This window comes from Xanthocytophaga flava, from assembly GCF_030068545.1.
In the GTDB taxonomy this organism is placed as follows: domain Bacteria; phylum Bacteroidota; class Bacteroidia; order Cytophagales; family 172606-1; genus Xanthocytophaga; species Xanthocytophaga flava.
Genome location: NZ_JASJOR010000049.1, coordinates 1 through 17,786 on the forward strand (window position 1 = coordinate 1; position 17,786 = coordinate 17,786).

At 39.1% G+C, this 17,786-nt stretch carries 12 protein-coding genes; 3 read left to right on the forward strand and 9 right to left on the reverse strand.

Translation table 11 applies throughout. The features are described 5' to 3' along the window. A partial coding sequence (locus tag QNI15_RS36650) for a DUF1565 domain-containing protein (protein ID WP_314036958.1) occupies positions 1-671 on the reverse strand: 671 nt, incomplete at its 3' end. A 471-nt stretch (positions 672-1,142) separates the two neighbouring features. Between QNI15_RS36650 and QNI15_RS36655 the strand changes: the two genes are divergently transcribed. Further along, on the forward strand, positions 1,143-2,123 hold the full coding sequence (locus QNI15_RS36655; RefSeq protein ID WP_314036960.1) for a GNAT family N-acetyltransferase: 981 nt from the start codon (positions 1,143-1,145) through the stop codon (positions 2,121-2,123). Between the two features lie 7 nt (positions 2,124-2,130). Here the strand turns inward: QNI15_RS36655 and folK are convergent, their stop codons facing one another. Next, a complete protein-coding gene (folK, locus tag QNI15_RS36660) occupies positions 2,131-2,616 on the reverse strand; it encodes a 2-amino-4-hydroxy-6-hydroxymethyldihydropteridine diphosphokinase (RefSeq protein WP_313980788.1) in 486 nt (161 codons plus the stop codon). A 159-nt stretch (positions 2,617-2,775) separates the two neighbouring features. Here folK and sppA point away from each other — a divergent pair, with 159 nt between their 5' ends. Further along, positions 2,776-4,557, forward strand: coding sequence for a signal peptide peptidase SppA (gene sppA, locus QNI15_RS36665; RefSeq protein ID WP_313991538.1), 1,782 nt, complete (start codon positions 2,776-2,778; stop codon positions 4,555-4,557). 38 nt (positions 4,558-4,595) lie between these two features. Here sppA and QNI15_RS36670 read toward each other — a convergent pair whose 3' ends face one another. From QNI15_RS36670 to QNI15_RS36680, 3 genes are all read right to left on the reverse strand, one after another. After that, positions 4,596-6,647, reverse strand: a complete 2,052-nt coding sequence (locus QNI15_RS36670) for a GAF domain-containing SpoIIE family protein phosphatase (protein WP_313991542.1) — start codon at positions 6,645-6,647, stop codon at positions 4,596-4,598. Positions 6,648-6,899: 252 nt separating this feature from the next. After that, positions 6,900-8,840, reverse strand: a complete 1,941-nt coding sequence (locus QNI15_RS36675) for a sialate O-acetylesterase (protein WP_314036962.1) — start codon at positions 8,838-8,840, stop codon at positions 6,900-6,902. Positions 8,841-8,964: 124 nt separating this feature from the next. Continuing rightward, positions 8,965-9,582 carry a thymidine kinase gene (locus QNI15_RS36680; RefSeq protein WP_313991547.1) on the reverse strand — a complete coding sequence of 206 codons (618 nt, stop codon included), beginning with the start codon at positions 9,580-9,582 and terminating at the stop codon, positions 8,965-8,967. 225 nt (positions 9,583-9,807) lie between these two features. Between QNI15_RS36680 and QNI15_RS36685 the strand changes: the two genes are divergently transcribed. Beyond that, positions 9,808-10,128, forward strand: a complete 321-nt coding sequence (locus QNI15_RS36685; RefSeq protein WP_313980800.1) for a Dabb family protein — start codon at positions 9,808-9,810, stop codon at positions 10,126-10,128. 49 nt (positions 10,129-10,177) lie between these two features. Here the strand turns inward: QNI15_RS36685 and QNI15_RS36690 are convergent, their stop codons facing one another. The 4 genes from QNI15_RS36690 to QNI15_RS36705 form a co-directional block, all read right to left on the reverse strand. Further along, positions 10,178-11,719 (reverse strand): GDSL-type esterase/lipase family protein, encoded by a 1,542-nt coding sequence (locus QNI15_RS36690; protein ID WP_313991549.1) that lies wholly within the window; start codon positions 11,717-11,719, stop codon positions 10,178-10,180. A gap of 172 nt (positions 11,720-11,891) precedes the next feature. Beyond that, positions 11,892-13,355 (reverse strand): c-type cytochrome domain-containing protein, encoded by a 1,464-nt coding sequence (locus QNI15_RS36695; protein ID WP_314036964.1) that lies wholly within the window; start codon positions 13,353-13,355, stop codon positions 11,892-11,894. A 21-nt stretch (positions 13,356-13,376) separates the two neighbouring features. Further along, positions 13,377-14,873, reverse strand: a complete 1,497-nt coding sequence (locus QNI15_RS36700; protein WP_313991555.1) for a DUF1501 domain-containing protein — start codon at positions 14,871-14,873, stop codon at positions 13,377-13,379. A gap of 40 nt (positions 14,874-14,913) precedes the next feature. Continuing rightward, positions 14,914-17,706: a DUF1553 domain-containing protein gene (locus QNI15_RS36705; RefSeq protein WP_314036966.1), complete on the reverse strand. Its 2,793-nt coding sequence runs from the start codon at positions 17,704-17,706 to the stop codon at positions 14,914-14,916. Positions 17,707-17,786: the final 80 nt, after the last annotated feature.

The window sequence follows — 17,786 nt, forward strand, 5'->3', positions numbered from 1 at the left end:
GAACCGGTCGTCACATTGGTCAGGTGGTAGATGGTTCCATCATGGATTTGCAGATTGCTGACACTGCCTCGGGAAGTGATGTTTCCAAACGAACCGCCAGTAGACTCACGGGCAGATTCGCTGATGACAAAGTTATAGATTTCAATGTTTTGTGTCTGTAGTCCTGCATCGGCCAGCAGTTCGATCCCGGCATGATAAAATTGTTGCACTTTGACATTGAATATTTTGACATTGTTTCGGTTTTGCACCTGAATGCCCGAGAAAGCCGAGTAGGATTTACCATCGAGGGTAAACCCGCTTACAGACTGATTGCCATTGGTGAGTGAAGTGCTGTAGAGTTGAATGGCACCATACCACCAGACGAAGGTACCGTTTTTGATAACGGTCTGGTCGATACCTGCCCCCTGCAGCGAAACGCCAGGTTGTAGGATCATGGGTTGTTCGTCATAGGTACCAGCGGCCACATTGATTGTGTGAGAACCCGCAGGTACAGCTTGAGCCGCTTTAGCGATGGTTCTCCAGGGTCTGGATTGAGATCCATCGTTACTGTCGCTACCAGACGTACTTACATAGTAATCCGTTCCAAGTACGGGCAAGGAAAAAGTGGTAATTATAGCAAAGTTAAGAACAGCAAAAATTTTATAAATAGCTCTCCCTGTAAATTTCGGCATAGCTTCTATGGCTTGATTATACTCTAGGTCTATCAATTTATTTATTTCTTTGTATGCCAGATTATGATAAAGTGTGGATAGTATTTGGTCGAATAATAGTTCTGCTGGTATGCCAAAATTATTGATTCGTCGAAACCTGGCTCAATCTTTTAAAGGGATACGTATTTATATAAATGGAGTTACGATGATTATACTGATATAACCCTTCGGTTATGTAATATTTCAACCATCTCAATACAATATATTTACTCCCCTAAAAGCATCATTAATAACTGACAAACAATGTCTTAAATAATATAAGTACTTTAAATACTTTAAAACAAAAGTATTTAAAAACCCGCAAAAAGCCTTACGTATATGTGACTTTTTGCGGGTTTTTAAATTTTTTGTAGTGAAAAATTTTCGTTTCCTTAAGCCAAGATGTGCTTAGTTGTTGAAATATTTACTCAGATTTGTGGAAATTTTTACCAGATGATTTTTAGTCAACTCATTGAAAAAGAATACTTATTTCAGGTATATCAACTCAATCAAGCAAATTACATACCAGAAGGGATATATCTGTTTAATACCAATCAGTATCTCCAAAATCAGTTACAAAATACTATATTCTCTTTCAGCTTACAAAATATGAGGCTCAAACATTCTGAGTGTTTGTTGCATGTCTCTATAAAGGATACACTAGCAGTAAGTCCAGTAAAAGCAACTTTTGGAGGTATAGAAATTCATCAGGGGTTATCAGACTCATTACTTGATTTATTCATCCAGCATGTTGACCAGTTTCTATACTCTCAAAATATTCACCAGGTTAAGCTGACCAACTATCCTTTTGCATATAATCTAAGCGCTGCACAAAAAATTACAGCTGCACTTCTTAGAAACGGATATACCATTGATAATTCAGAGGTAAACTATCATATTCCTGTAACTAATGAGCCACTGGAAAAACGTATGCACTATTCGGAAAAAAGGCGTCTGCGTAAGTGTATCCAATCTGGAATGACTTTTAAAGAAGAAAAATCGCCTGATCTCTCTAAAATTCATACATTCATCCATCAGGCTCGTATCCGTAAAGGATTTCCGATGACTCTACCACTGGAAACATTTCGAAATCTATTCATGCAAATGCCTAACGTCTATCGGGTTTTTGTTGCCATCTATAGAGATGAACTTGCTGCACTTACAGTAACTGTTCGTATCAATAAAGACATTCTCTACAACTTCTATCCAGCTGATAATGAATACTTTTTAAACTATAGTCCCTCTGTTTTCATCACATCAGAAGTATATAAAATAGCACAGCAGGAAGGATATAAGATGGTAGATCTGGGAATTGCTACAGATCAAAGTGTACCTAATTATGGATTGATGCGTTTTAAAAGTAACCTGGGAGCAGAAAACTCACTTCGTTTATCCTTTTGCAAACGTTTCAACGATAACGCTACAAGTCTCTGAGATAATCTTAGGTTATCTTGAGAACTGTTAAGGAATCATTACACTCAGTCAATAACTCCTGATTTGTTTTATTCCAGATAGGATGTACAAAATCTGGCGCAATCTCAGTTAAAGGCGTAAGGACAAAACGTCTATCTGCAATACGAGGATGAGGAACAACCAGATTCACATCCTGTAACACCCAATCATTGATATATAAAATATCAATATCTATCAAACGAGCTTCCCAACGTATCCGTCTTTCTCGCCCAAGGCTTTTCTCTATTTTATGGATTGTAGTAAGCTGCTCCTGAGGAGTCAATTGTGTATTTATTTGAACTACCAGATTCCAGTAATTGGGTTGATCGGTAACTCCCCAAGGCTCTGTTTCATAGATGGACGACCTCAACACAATAGTTCCTATCTGATTTTCAATCTGGACAAGTGAGCTTTCAATATTAAGTTTCCGGTCGCCCAAATTGGTTCCCAGCAGTAGATACGTATTAATAACCATTGATGTAAAAGTGACGCAATGACAAAACAGTTTCTGTACTTTTGATGTTAGCAAATAGATCGTATACTTAGGCCTGATTAGGTTAGGCGTTGTATTTTAGTATTTTTACGCGATTAAATTTGTTTACTTTTCTTATTACTTAACTTATATACATAATTTATGTTGCAATTTCTGAAATATGTGCTGGCAACTGTTATTGGGCTGGTAATCTTTTCGCTGCTGGCATTCTTTATTTTTCTGGGCTTTATCACTGCTGCCTCATCAGGTGACAAAGTAACTGTAAAAGAGAACTCTGTTTTAAAACTTAAATTTGATAAACCTATTGTTGAACGAGGCAGAGAAAATGATTCATTTGCCGAACTTGCCAATTCTCTCAGTGGCAATCCTAATTCTGTTGGCTTGATCCAGATCCGTCAGACCATAGCGGATGCCAAAAATGACAATAATATCAAAGGTATCTATCTTGAACCAGATATGTATGGCGCTACTGCCGGATATCCTACGCTGGAAGAAATACGCACCTCCCTGGCTGACTTCAAAAAATCAGGCAAATTTATCATTGCCTATGGAGAATACTATACAGAGAAAAGTATTTATCTGGCATCTATAGCGGATAAGATTTATCTTAACCCAGAAGGAGTGGTAGAATGGAATGGTTTGAGTACCAGTATTACTTTCCTGAAAGGAACCCTGGATAAACTGGGTGTGAAACCAGAAGTATTCAAAGTAGGGGATTATAAAAGTGCCGTAGAACCTTTTCTACGGCAGGATATGAGTGAGCCTAGCCGTGAACAGACTCGTTCATTCCTAACCTCTATCAACTCTCATTTATTAAAGACGATCAGTGATGCAAGAGGTATTTCAACAACTGAACTACAAGCCTTGGCAGACTCACTGACAATCCGCGAACCAAAGGATGCTAAACAATATAAACTTGTGACAGATGTAGGATATGCAGATGAAGTAGAAACTGCAATCAAGAAAGCATTGAAACAAGATGACAAGAAAAAGATTGAGTTTATATCATTTACCAAATACAATAAGGCAGATAACAAAGAAAAATCAGAGTCAGGCAGTTCTGATAATCGCATTGCTGTTATTGTAGCTTCAGGTGAGATTAATTCAGGAGATGGGGGAGACGAATCTATTGGCTCTGATCGGATAGCAGAAGCATTACGTAAAGCACGTGAAGATGAAAAAATAAAGGCAGTAGTATTACGCATCAACTCTCCGGGAGGAAGCAGTCTTGCATCAGATGTAATGTGGAGAGAAATTCAGTTAACCAAAGAAAAGAAACCTGTAGTGGCATCAATGTCTGATTATGCGGCATCAGGTGGCTATTATATGGCTATGGGATGTGATAAAATTATTGCTCACCCAACTACTTTAACAGGATCTATTGGAGTATTTGGCTTATGGTTCAATGTAAAAGATCTTCTTAATGACAAACTGGGTGTAACAGTAGACGGTGTAAAAACCAACAGTTATGCAGATATTGGTTTGCCTACCCGTAACATGTCAGACTTTGAAAGACAGTGGTTTCAGAAACGTACAGAAAGTGTATATGAGGACTTTACAAGCAAAGCAGCCAAAGGCCGTAAGATGAATGTAGAAGATCTCAGAAAAATCGCCTCCGGACGTGTATGGACAGGAGAACAAGCAAAACAAAATGGTCTGGTAGATGCACTTGGAGGCATGGAAGATGCTGTTGCAGAAGCAGCCAAATTAGCGAAGTTAAAAGAGGGAGATTATCGTCTGCGTTATTTGCCTGAACAAAAACCTTTGATTGAAGAGCTTTTTGGAAGCTCAAGTGAAACAATGGAAACAAAGATAATCCAAAAACATACAGGAGCTCTTGCACCTTATATCAAGGATATTCAAAAGCTGAAAAGCTGGCAGGGAACACAAACCCGCCTTCCATTTGAAATAGAAATCAGATAGTAATAAAAAGCCTCCATCATATACAATGGAGGCTTTTTTTATAGAAAACGTACAGCAACAATAGTATAATCGTCTTGTTGTTCCGACTCTCCACAGAAATGACGAAAATATTCCCAGAATGTGTCAATGAAGTGAGTTGTAGACAATCCTGTGTGAGTATCAGTAAAGGAAAGTAAGCGTTGTTCACCAAATTCGTCTCCATCAGCATTACGTGCTTCCAGAATTCCATCAGTATATAGTATCAACCAATCTCCAGACTGATAGGTATGTGTTTTGGTAGTCACATGTTTGATATAATCTGGCCGTCTCAGTAATCCCAAACCCATTCCTTTATTTTGTAACAATGAGGAACTTTGTGTTTCATTGCTATAATAAATAGCCAGACAATGTCCCCCTCTTGCATGGTGTATCACTCCTTTCTCACTATCAATCATGAAAACGCTTGCAGTAATAAACTGATCCTTATCCAGACAACGACTCAGCGCATTATTGGCCAAAGCCAGAAAGCGATGTGGTGGTGGGTGCAACTCGACAAGGCTATGAAATATTCCTTTCATTTGTGCCATATGAAAAGCGGCAGAAGTGCCTTTTCCAGATACATCACCAATAATTAATATCACGCGTGAATCCGATATCTGGAAGATGTCATAATAATCTCCTCCAACCTCGTCCCCAGATTGAGAAAAAGCACTGATCTCAAAGTATTTGTTATCAGCAAAATGATCAGGTAAAAGCTTTTGCTGTACTTTTCTGGCAATATTCAGAGACTCCTGGTACCTCTCATTCTCAATTACTTTTGATACCAGACGAAAGTTTTCAATTGCTACACCTGTCATACGGGCGAATGTGCTGATTAACTCTACATTATCTGTCGTAAAGCCATCTTTTTGAGTTTTCAGCAATCCTAAAGTTCCATGCAGTTTATCCTGAAAAATCAATGGAACCAATAGTACAGACTGATAGTTCATATCGTCTATAATTCCGTCCAGTATTCCTTTTCGTATAGTTTCAGAAATCGGACTTTGTGCAGTATATTTTAATTCTTTTACAATTTTTTTCTCTGTAGCTAATGCCTGCTGCTTCTGTATATTTTTAGTTAGTACATTAGTAATTTGCCTGTTCTCATTTGCCACTATCAACCAGGCAGCATCTGCTTCCGAAGCCTTACTTGTACTTTGTAACAAAGTCTCATATACCTGTGTTTCATTTTCCTTAGCTTGAAATGTTTGTGTTAACCGCTGAAAATCCAATAATTCTTCAATTTTCTGTTCAAATACAACAGAAGTTGGCAGATTGAATAACAAAACGGCACACCCAAGCACACTATAGCCACCTACAAACACAAATAAGGCCAGAATATATACACTCTGAATCAGATTGGTTACAATCTCTGTATCTCGTGCATACGTGCTCAGATTCCAGAAAAAATAGGCGCAGAACAATCCAATCAGAAAAGTAAGCAATATCGCCTTCCACTTATCTCTTACATCCAGATAGGCAACCCATTTAAGGTTAAACGCAGTAATTATACCCAGTAAAGACAAAGGAATAAGTATCACATAAAAAAGTGCATCAGATGAGTCTAACTGGAAGAAATTAAAGAAAAGACTAGCGAGTAGAGCATATTCAAATATCTGCCAGGTTAGTTGTAACCTCTTGGAACGCTGGTACAAAATAAATTTCTTCCAGACAAAAAAGGTTTGGGTAAGAAATAATGTAACCAAGCCAATATGAATGTGGTAAAACAGCAACAGCATCTGTGCAGATCGATCATGCAGAAACTGATCAAAAAAGAAATCCGCAAATCGTAATACAATGGAGATTAGAGCCAGAACCCAGCCAACATCCAGTAATCGCACCAGTTGATCAACAAAAGAACTACCTCTTTCTTCTTCAGATCTAGCCTTGAAGTAGAAAAAAACTAAGATAAGAAAGAGATTAAGCAGGAGCCCCCTTATGGCTATTGGGACACCAAAAGTCGTTTTATCATATCCCTGTAATAAGGTAATTAAATTAAGCCCCAACAACAACAACCAACTTACAATGTTGACAGAAACAACAATCCGTATAATATTTTCGCGTGAAAGCATAATTTAACAGGCAGTTTATGGCAAGCCCCAAAGTCACCCAGTGATACTTTGGTTACACCTCTGCATTTGCTCAGAACCAATTTGCAAATTGATATATCTCCTTCAGATTTACAAAAAATCAGCACGATTTTGTACCGTGCTGATCTAAAGTTTCCATTTATTTCAAAAATGCCATTTCCTATATCTGTAGGCTGTATAAATAATTAACTGATTATAAAACATATAGCATCCAGCAATCATGAAACTATATAATCATCTATCTGCGGTGATACCTTTCCATTCATCTGTTCGGAAAGGAGAGGCAGGAAACTCTTCAACATTATATAAATTACATCCTTCCGGGTTGTTAGCCCATCCATAACGAACCGCAACAGGTTTTGTCACTTTATCACTCCACACAACAATTTGATTTCCATCAATACGCGCCTGTGCCCAAACAAATTTCCGATCGTCCCCTGCGATCGCAAAGCCTTTTAACTCAGATCCTTTTGCAAGCAACCCTGTACCTATGTTAGTAAAAGTCAGACGAATTTTGTCACCTTCTATATTCTGAGAAAAATAGAGTGGCCCGGAATGTACTACGTCTTCTCCATAAGCTATCTTGCGTGCATTAAAAGCCAACCGTTTTCCTACGTCCAGTTTATTTTTAGGATGTATATCTTCTGCTTCCCCAATATCTATTATACAAGCCATACCTGTTACAGGTAATGAAAGTGTCTTTACCTGAGCCTCTCTTAGCTCTGCCCAATCGCTTTCTGATGGCTCTGAAGATACCTTCATAAAGTTAGCCAGTTGAACAAATAAGAAAGGGAATTCTCCCAATTTCCACCGATTACGCCAATCTGTAATCATAGTAGGAAATAAAGTTCGATATTCATATGCCCGATCAGCATTGGATTCACCCTGATACCAAATCACACCTTTGATCCCATAAGGTATCAGTGGGGCAATCATCCCATTGAATAACAAAGCAGGATGATTGGGAGAGTTCATATCTATTCTGGGATTTCGTGGCAGATTTTTATATTCTTCTGAAACCTTATATTGCCAATCACCTGCCAATGAAATTTGCTTTCCTCCTGTTTCCAGTACAAGTTTTTTCGCTTCCCCCCATAAACCTCCACCACCATATGTATCCAATACGCGAATTGCGATTACATTCTTTCCCGGTTTCAGTAATTTTTCTTTTATGGTATAGTTTCTCTCACTATTGTATCCTTCTGTTGCACCAACTTGTATACCATTCACATACGTAATATCTTCATCATCAATAGTTCCTAGATGTAGAATCGCCGCCTTACCTATATCAGCTTTACTCAGCGTAACTTCTTTGCGTAACCATACAATACCATCTATTGTATCGAGTTCTGTATGTTCCCAATTGTTTGGCATTGACATAGTTTTCCAATCCGTTGTCGCCAATGAAGGGAGCATCCATTTTTTTGAGCCTTTATCTTTTGAGGCTAGCTCCGCCTGATAAGCAGCGTATTGCTTTTCCATCTCCATCGCATTGCCGCTTATCTGGGTTTTCCAGTTGGTATACTCAGTCTGATAATTAGCAAATCGTTCTAAACCTTCTATGCTAGTCCATGCCTGAGCCACTGTGCCTCCCCAATTTGAGGAGATCAGACCAATCGGGACTTTCAATTTTGAATACAACTCTCTGGCAAAAAAGTAGGCAACGGCAGAAAACTCGGGTGTATTCTCGGGACTCGCCGATTTCCAGCCACTGGTAGTTACCTCTTTTAGTGGAACAATACTGGTTGTATTTTTTATTTTAATATGACGAATATGGGAATTGGAAGAAGACGCAATATCTGTATCATACTTGTGATTAAGCATATTCATACGCCATTCCATATTAGACTGACCTGAACATATCCAGACTTCTCCAACTAGTATATCATTGATTTGAATCTGATTTTTCTCTGTAATTGTCAATGTGTAAGGCCCACCAGCAGGAGTTGCATCTAGGTATAGCATCCAGCTACCCATATTATCCGTAGTTGCAGTATATGTCTTGTTTTGCCAAGTTATTGTAACCAGTGCACCTGGTGTAGCCCATCCCCATACAGCATTTCTGGTATTTCGTTGTAATACCATTCCGTCTGAGAATAGAGAAGCAACTTTAACAGTAGCAAATAAGGAAGCTGAGAATAAAGAAATAAAAAAAAGGAGCAATAATTTTTTCATGTGATCCGGATAGAAGATGAAAAGATGTATTAACCCTGCCAAAGTATTTTAATTAAATCCTTCATACAAGAAATACAAGAATTTTCTATCCGTACCCATGAAACTGCATAGAAACTTTTCGGTATTATAGTTTGCGTTTCCGCTCTTGTTCCAACATTCCCTCATTATAGCAACGGCGGCAACGAGCTTCATAACTATCTGTTTCTCCTAATAAGACTCTTTCCTGAGAGGCACTTAAACGGAATGAATAAGATGCCACGCTACCACATACTGCACAAATAGCATGAACTTTGGTTACAAATTCAGCAACAGCCATTAGAGCAGGCATACTGCCAAATGGCCTACCCTGAAAATCCATATCAAGTCCGGCTATTATCACCCGCTTTCCGGTGTTAGCAAGAGTAACACAAACTTCTACCAAACTCTCATCAAAAAACTGGGCTTCGTCAATACCAACTACCTCACAATTGCTAGTCCATAAAAATATTTCCTGAGGAGTACTGATAGGAGTACTTGGAATAGAATTTGAGTTATGAGAGACTACATCTATATCATGGTAACGTGTATCAATAGCAGGCTTAAAGATCTCTACTTTCTGTCGTGCAATGTTAGCTCGGTTTAATCGGCGGATTAACTCTTCTGTCTTACCAGAAAACATTGATCCACAGATAACCTCAATCCATCCTGTGGTACGTAGATTCTTATCGCGATGATATTTTCCTAGATGTGGCTCAATAAACATGCCCGAAAGTTAGCAAAAAACGAGCAGCATTTAATGGCAGACAGGCATAAACCCTATTCACATGTTTTATAAAAAACTAAGTATAGATTTTTCCCAAAGAAAGATGTTATTTTCACAGATAGTTTATCCACTCACTTTTATCTCTTTTGCTATATGAAATATTTTTGTTTGCTTGTTCTATGCTTACTATCTTTTTGTGTTACAACTTCTCTGTATAGTCAGACTATGAAGAAAAATCCCAAAGTACTCAGGCATGTGGTATTATTTAAGTTCAAAGACAGTACTACTCCCGAACAAATCAAAGAGGTAGAAAAAGCATTCACTGCTTTGCCAGGTAAAATAAAAGAGATAAAAGGACTTGAGTTTGGCCTCAATAATAGTCCGGAAGGCTTAAATCAAGGCTTCACTCATTGTTTCTTGCTCACTTTTGATTCAGAAAAAGATCGGGATGCCTATCTTCCACATCCGGCACATAAAGAATTTGGAGAAAAATACGTGAAGCCTTACCTAGAAAAAGCCTGTGTGGTGGATTATTGGGTGCAATAAAATACAAGTGCTCAGATGCTTAGAGATATAGCATCTGAGCACTTGTATTTTATTGAACAACAGTGCTTACAGATGCTCGGTATAATTCGTATTCCCGGATCAATGCCTTGTAAAGCATCTCGCTGATAATCATGGCACCTTTGGGAGTAAAGTGTATGAAATCATGCTTAGCCAAGGCAGGTTTGGCAAACACCCAGCTAGGCATAGAGTTCTGTCCACCCATAGCTACATAGGTATCCCAAAAAGCACAACCCGCTTTAAATGCGGCTTTTCTTTGTGCATCTCGGATCTTTTCTATATTTGGATACGAAACATAAGATTCTCCTGCCCGGTGTGACATATCTGAAACACCAATAACCAGGATAGATGCATTGGGAGCCAGTTCTTTGAATAGCTTTAACTGTCGGGATAAAGATTGTTCATACCAAGAATAATCCTTTTGTACATAGGGCACTATATTTACACCAAATTGTAGAATAATCATCCGTACATTCAATGCCTTGATCTGAGCTCCAAGTAAGCTTTTATTCATACGCGTGAAGTCCACACCAGAACTTCCTCTAAAAGGAATATTATCTACTGCGACTCCTTTTTCACAATCCAAACAAGCAGCATATAAATCCGGACTTGGAGTACCTCTAAAGGTAAGGGTCAACTTATCAAAATCTTTCTTTAAGCGGTGTGAATAGATATGAAACTGAGAGGAAGTGTCTAACCTGGCATGTTGCGTGCTATCAAAACCTTCCTGAATTGTTACCTGAAAAGGTGCCTGTGGATTACGATATAAAAGTTTTAATACCTGAGCTTGTTTATCCTTTGGATAACCTCTCTTCAATTCAGCATAGGAAACCAATATGCCAGGATCTTTGCGGGGGACATAGATTGCATGTTGAGAAGTATCCCGAATAGTGTCTATTTTCATAGCAAAGTATTCATTCTTTGCCACCCGATTAGTACTCGAATACCTGAAAACAGCACCCATTACACCATAACTATCTGCATCAGCCTTCTTATATCCATTACTGTACACAAACAATTTTTGCCATTCAGGATCTGAGTATTGAGCTATTGACATTCGGCTCCCCACTACATCAAGCAAAGGGACAAGACCTACACCACACCCACCAAAACGCTGCTGAAGCCGGCTTCTTAGATAGGATGAAATACGATCCCCTTCAATCTGTGAATCTCCATAATGCAAAACACGGATCAATTGATTTCCAGACGCTTCTCTCAGAGCTGAAAAGAAGTTATTCATAACTGTTGTATCTTCTTCAGGAAATTGAAGTCTATACTGACTTTCTACAGGTAGATTCAGTGCTTTTACAGTATCCAGCACTGTCTTCTGAGTATCTATCTTCTCTGTAGCAGGCGCCTGGGTAACTAGCGAATCGGCAGTTGGAAGTTGAGATGTAATCGCAGAAATATCGACATATGTATCCTTTGGCTTCTCGATCAGGCTCTTTAATGAAAATGAACGAAATGTCAATGCATCATAGATACGGATCTCAGGAGGCAAAATAGTAAGTACAATTGCAAGAAATACGGCAATGTAAATAAGCAGTAATAGAGGTCTTAATGGTTTGATCATACCAATTTATTCAATCTTTATCCAAAACACCAAATAAGTGTTTGTATTTAGCGGGCAAAGATAGTAATACAAATTGGGAACTATCAAATGGTTAGCATTCAATTATTTGTAAGGATACCATATAAAAAATTTTAAATGACCTATGCAACTAATCAGGTAAGCTGTCGGCTGCTTATTTCTTCTCAGAAATTAATCTGGTTGTGCCGATCATAGTATCACTTCCGAGATTAATCTCTGTCTCAGGTAATGCTTTTTGTAGTTCAGCGGCTCCTTGTGGAGTCACTTTGGTCTGCCACAGGTATAGCTTCTTTAGTTTTTTTAAAGAAGCAAGTTCTTTCAGGCCTATATCTGAAACTGAAGTACCAATCAGGTTTAAGTATTCCAGTGATTTTAGTCCTTTGATCTTCTTCAGATCTACATCTGTAGTATTGGTATATTCCAGATGCAACCGAGTCAGATTATTAAATTTACCAATTTCTGTAATTGTTTTTTCTCCAATGGCTAGGTGGCTTATTTTAAGCCAGATGGTTTGCTGTGAAACAGGTGTTAATAAAGTGGCTTGTTCATCTGTAAAAGTCTTCACATTGATGAAACTGATTTCAAGCAAATTATTTTCCTGAGCAATAGGCATTACAAATACATTTATCTTTCTTAATGCATCTATTGCTTTCGCATCTGCTTTAGGAACATTAATTATGGCAGGCTTATCTTCTTTGTTCTCAGTATTTGCCCCACTTATAAAAGATGCGAGTACAGGCTTCATATCTTCACTAACTGTCAAATCCGCAATCTTTTTATTAAAGGGAGCACCCTGATTAATCCACCACCTAAGCATTGCCATCTGATTGTCGCTTAGCTGCGTTTTGCCTTTAGGCGGCATATGATCATCATCTTCCAGTGGCAGGTGTATTCTTTTAATCATTTCACTATCTTCAGCTTTACCAGCGACCAGAATAGGACCATTCTTGCCACCTTTTAGAAGCATCTCAGGTGTATCCATACGCAGATCTCCTTTTTGTTTCTCTGGATTGTGGCAACTAATACAGGTTTGCTCCAAGGCAGGTTGTACTAAATCTTCAAATACCAGTGCCTGATTAATGTCTGTAATTTTCCGGGTAGTTTGTTTTTCTTTTTTCTGAACAGGAAGCCCGGCTAGTGACCGAATAGGTTGAGGCATGTATTGTGTCAGATAGTCAGACCCATGTGTCAGGTTGCCACCATAGTGCCCTGCCGCAAAAATAAGAAATACACAACCTGTAAAAATAGGAGTATAGATCTTATGTAGAATGGTAGTCTGGCTTCGTTTTAAAAAATACGCAATCCACGAAGAAACAGCTACACCATAGCCCAGCCACTCATGTACTTTAAGAGATTCTTTGTCATAGCCACCACTTTTTGATAACATAAAACCTGCTATACAAGCTACTGTGGCGCCTAGTGCTCCCCATAACAGAATAAAGCTATTGGCTTCCCGTAATGATTGTAATTTGGGAGATCTGGCAAACACTTCAATAATGGCTGCCATAATCACCATGCCAATAGGAAAATGAACAATCAGAGGATGGAACCGCCCCAGAAATAAGATCCATTCAGGTGTATTTTCAATCTGTCCTAAAATTGGTGTTATGGTAAACATGCAGAATGCAAAATCGAATTGTTACACTAAAATTTTTGTAATTACTTTTCCATGTACATCTGTCAGACGAAAATTTCGTCCCTGGAATGGATAGGTAAGCTTTTCATGGTTAAAGCCCAAACAATGTAGAATAGTAGCCTGGAGATCATAGATATCTGTTCGGTCTTTGATACCATAATATCCGATTTCATCGGTTTCTCCATGTGTGTATCCTGACTTTATACCTCCTCCAGCCATCCAGACTGTGAATGCTTCAGTATGATGATCTCTTCCTTTAAACTCCATTTGTTTTCCTTCCCGGTTCTCCTGCATTGGAGTGCGACCAAATTCTGCTCCCCATACAACCAACGTTTCATCCAGAAGTCCACGCATTTTCAGATCTTTCAGCAAAGCAGTAATAGGTTTGTCTATGTTATGACATAGTGTAGAAAAACCTTTATCCAATGCATTTGATGGATCATTGCCATGTGAATCCCATCCCCAGTCAAAGAGTTGTACAAAACGTACTCCTCGTTCGGTTAGTCTACGAGCTAACAGACAATTGTTAGCAAAAGAAGACTTTCCGGGTTCAGTTCCATACATCTCATGAACCCATTGTGGTTCATCCTTACTATCCATTACCTCAGGTACAGATATCTGCATTTTGAATGCCATCTCGTATTGAGAGATTCGGGAGATTGTTTCCGGATCACCAGTTTCCTCATGTTGGATGCGATTTATATCATTGATAGCTTGTAAAGAAGCTTTTCGTAAATCCCGATCCATGCCTTCCGGATTAGCGACATAGAGTACAGGCTCACCCTTGCTACGGCACTCTACTCCCTGATATACTGTTGGAAGAAATCCAGACCCGTAACCTGCTTTGCCAGCATCAGGTGCTTTGCCTCCTGAGAGCAATACAATGAACCCTGGTAAGTTTTCATTTTCAGATCCTAGTCCATACGTAACCCATGCTCCCATACTCGGCCTTCCTAACCTGGCATTACCAGTTTGTATCAGCAACTGAGCAGGAGCATGATTAAACTGATCTGTATGCATCGCTTTCAGAAATGAAACATCATCTACCATACTGGCAAATTCTGGTAAATGATGAGATACCCATGCCCCTGATTGTCCATATTGCTTAAACTGGGCTTGTGGTCCTAACATTTTAGGCACACCCTTGATAAAAGCAAATCGCTTTCCTTCCAACAGTGAAGGAGGACATAACTGTCCATCTAGTTTTTGAAGCTCAGGTTTGTAGTCAAATAACTCCAACTGAGAGGGTGCACCAGCCATATGCAAAAAGATGACGCGTTTGGCTTTGGGTGCGAAATGAGATGGTAGAGGGGCAAACGGTCTTGATAAATCTCTTACAATACCGGATACTTGTTCCTGTGACGACTTTTTGTCTGCAAAACACCCTGTCAAAGATGCTAAGGCCATAGCTCCAATACCCGTAGTACATTTTGAGAGAAAATGCCGACGGGTCATATATTCAGTTTGACGCTGAATAGCTTCTAAAAATAATGGATTCATAAAATATTCCCCTCTTTGTATTTTTTAGATCTCAATTCCATCATTCCTTCATAATAAACTCATCTAAGTTCATAATGGCATTGGCAACAATGGTCAGACAGGCTAAATGCCTTTGATCAGAATCTACAGAACTATTCATTCCAACTGTTTGCATAATCCGTTTCTTCTCTGGAACTCGACCTAAAATCTTTGCAATTTCATCCGGATTCTTTCTATAATATAGATCTGCATTCTGATATAATTTCAGTAATACTTTTGCTATTCGAGTATTGCCATTTTTAAGTAAGGCTCTTTTGTAACCATAGAGCAATTGGTCTGATATGCTGCCTCCACTGTTTTGCATTTGGGAAGCAAGGCCTCTGGCTGCTGAGATAAAAACCGTATCATTAAGTGTCACCAATGCCTGTAAAGGCGTATTAGTCCGGATGCGACGTGAGACACAGACTTCCCGTCCGGCAGCGTCAAAAGTCATTAAAGAAGGATAAGGACTTGAACGTCGCCAGAATGTATATAGTGCACGTCTAACTGCATCTTCACCATCACTTGTCTTCCATTGGTCGCCACTATATACAACCTGCCATACCCCATCGGGTTGTGGAGGCATAACACTTTTGCCATACATCTTTTTACTTAATAATCCACTAACTGCCAGTGCCTGATCTCTGACCTGTTCAGCACTGAGACGAACTCTTGGTCCACGTGCTAGGTATCGGTTAGCAGGATCTTTGCTAATCAGTAGTTTACTAGCAACAGATGATTGCTGATAAGCTGCAGACATAACAATCTGTTGAAGAAGTTTTTTAACACTCCAGTGAAAGTCTGTTTGAAACGATATAGCCAGATAATCCAATAACTCCGGATGTGAAGGTTTTGCGCCTTGTGATCCAAAATCTTCTAATGTTTCTACAATACCTGTTCCAAATAGTTGCTCCCAAAATCTATTTACTGTTACTCTGGCAGTTAAGGAATTGTCTTTACTAACTAACCATTTGGCTAACCCCAAACGATCTGAAGAATAACTGGCAAAGCTACTTAAAAATTTAGGTGTAATAGGCTGCACCTCTTTTCCTTTTGTTAACCAGTTACCACGCTCAAATACAAACGATTTACGCTTAAAGTTTGCTGGATTTTCCTGCATAACCGGTGTGTAGTCTATGTCTGATCGGTTAAGTATGGCAAGAAGTGTATCTTTTATTGGAGCAAAGTCGGCATGATCCGAACCTGGTATTTTATTCATAAAATAAAGCCATCGAAATGAGGCTGCATAATCCTGTATATTTTTAGTCTTAGGATTATAGGCAATAAAATACAAAGTATGCTTTCCATTTACTGGCTTCAGATCGATAAGCATTTTTCGGAAACTCCAGGCTCCAGGTTTCTTTTCATTTTTAAAAGTAGCTTCAGCAATAACGTCTCCATCTAGCTTGTCTTTTCGTATTTCTAAACGACAATCGTTACCACCAAAACCCGCATTTAATACTATATGGCGTTTGCCTGTAAGATCAACATTTTTGACTCGTGCAAAACCCGTATGTCCAATACCCATAAACTTCCCATCCATAAGAGCAGCATTGGTCAATGTATCAAATGTATGGGGATGTATTTTTGGCTCTGCAATACTAAATAGCTGATCAATCTCAGAAAGACCGTTAGACTTTTCCGATGGTGAGGTATAGGTACCGATCCATTTTTTCAGGGAATTTATTTTCTCCTGATCAGCAGGGTTATATTGTGCTAACACAGGTGTTTCATCTGGCACATCTTCATCCCTGGAGTTATTGAAAAAGGCCATTGATTGATAAAACTCTTCATGTCTTACAGGATCATAAGGGTGACTATGACATTGGACACATCCCATAGTGGTTCCCTGCCAGACTTCCCAGGTATTATTGACCCGATCAATTACAGAAGTAGTACGAAACTCCTCATCGTCAGTACCCCCTTCATCGTTATTGGTAGTATTTCGATGATAGGCAGTCGCGATAAGTTGACTTTCACTTGGGTTTGGTAGTAAATCGCCTGCCAGTTGTTCTATTGTAAACTGATCAAAAGGTTTATCTTCATTAAAGGAGTTGATTACATAATCACGGTATCGCCAGATATTGCGTGGCTGGTCTTTTTCATACCCACGGCTATCTGCATATCGGGCCAAGTCCAGCCACATAGCAGCCCACCGCTCTCCAAAATGTGGAGAAGCTAGCAATCTATCCACCTGCTTCTGATACGCATTTACAGAGGAGTCAGCCAGAAACTCTGTCAGTTCTTTTTCTGTTGGAGGCAAACCAATTAAATCCATGCTCAATCGACGCAGAAGTGTAGTCTTATCCGCCTGTGGGGCTGGATTTAGATGTACTGTTTTAAGTTTCTGATAGATAAAATTATCAATAACATTATTACCCCAGGTAGTATCTATGGTTGGAATTTCAGGTTTTACTGGCTTCAGGTATGCCCAATGATCCTGCCAGTTAGCACCATCAGCAATCCACTGTCGTAGTATTTCGATTTCTTCTGGCTTTAGTGGTTCTGCATGATAGGGCATCCGCTCTTCCGGATCAGCATGTACCAGCCTCTTCATAAACTCACTGTCATCCGGATCACCAGGTATAATTGCAGGTTTTCCGGACTTTGTTGGTTTTAAGGCATCTTCACGAGAAAACAGACTAAATCCACCACTTTCTTTTACCCCACCATGACAGGAAATACACTTTGTATTTATAATAGGACGCACCTCTGCATTGAAGTCTACCTCTTTATGTGGTCTTACCCATAAAAAAATAAGGACAGCCAAACCACCAATACTGCCAACCAGAAAGTTCCTTCTGCGTTTACTCATAAACACTAATGATACGCTGTTTATAGAATCAGAAAATAGAAAGAAGAAATACTATTGCTTTAGAGATTTTGCTTGAGGAA

Coding starts and splice junctions, on each gene's coding strand:
- QNI15_RS36685 (WP_313980800.1), top strand. CDS start 9,808: ATGAAGAAAAATCCCAAAGTACTCAGGCATGTGGTATTATTTAAGTTC.
- QNI15_RS36695 (WP_314036964.1), bottom strand. CDS start 13,355: ATGTTTACCATAACACCAATTTTAGGACAGATTGAAAATACACCTGAA.
- sppA (WP_313991538.1), top strand. CDS start 2,776: ATGTTGCAATTTCTGAAATATGTGCTGGCAACTGTTATTGGGCTGGTA.
- QNI15_RS36690 (WP_313991549.1), bottom strand. CDS start 11,719: ATGATCAAACCATTAAGACCTCTATTACTGCTTATTTACATTGCCGTA.
- QNI15_RS36705 (WP_314036966.1), bottom strand. CDS start 17,706: ATGAGTAAACGCAGAAGGAACTTTCTGGTTGGCAGTATTGGTGGTTTG.
- folK (WP_313980788.1), bottom strand. CDS start 2,616: ATGGTTATTAATACGTATCTACTGCTGGGAACCAATTTGGGCGACCGG.
- QNI15_RS36655 (WP_314036960.1), top strand. CDS start 1,143: ATGATTTTTAGTCAACTCATTGAAAAAGAATACTTATTTCAGGTATAT.
- QNI15_RS36675 (WP_314036962.1), bottom strand. CDS start 8,840: ATGAAAAAATTATTGCTCCTTTTTTTTATTTCTTTATTCTCAGCTTCC.
- QNI15_RS36700 (WP_313991555.1), bottom strand. CDS start 14,873: ATGAATCCATTATTTTTAGAAGCTATTCAGCGTCAAACTGAATATATG.
- QNI15_RS36670 (WP_313991542.1), bottom strand. CDS start 6,647: ATGCTTTCACGCGAAAATATTATACGGATTGTTGTTTCTGTCAACATT.
- QNI15_RS36680 (WP_313991547.1), bottom strand. CDS start 9,582: ATGTTTATTGAGCCACATCTAGGAAAATATCATCGCGATAAGAATCTA.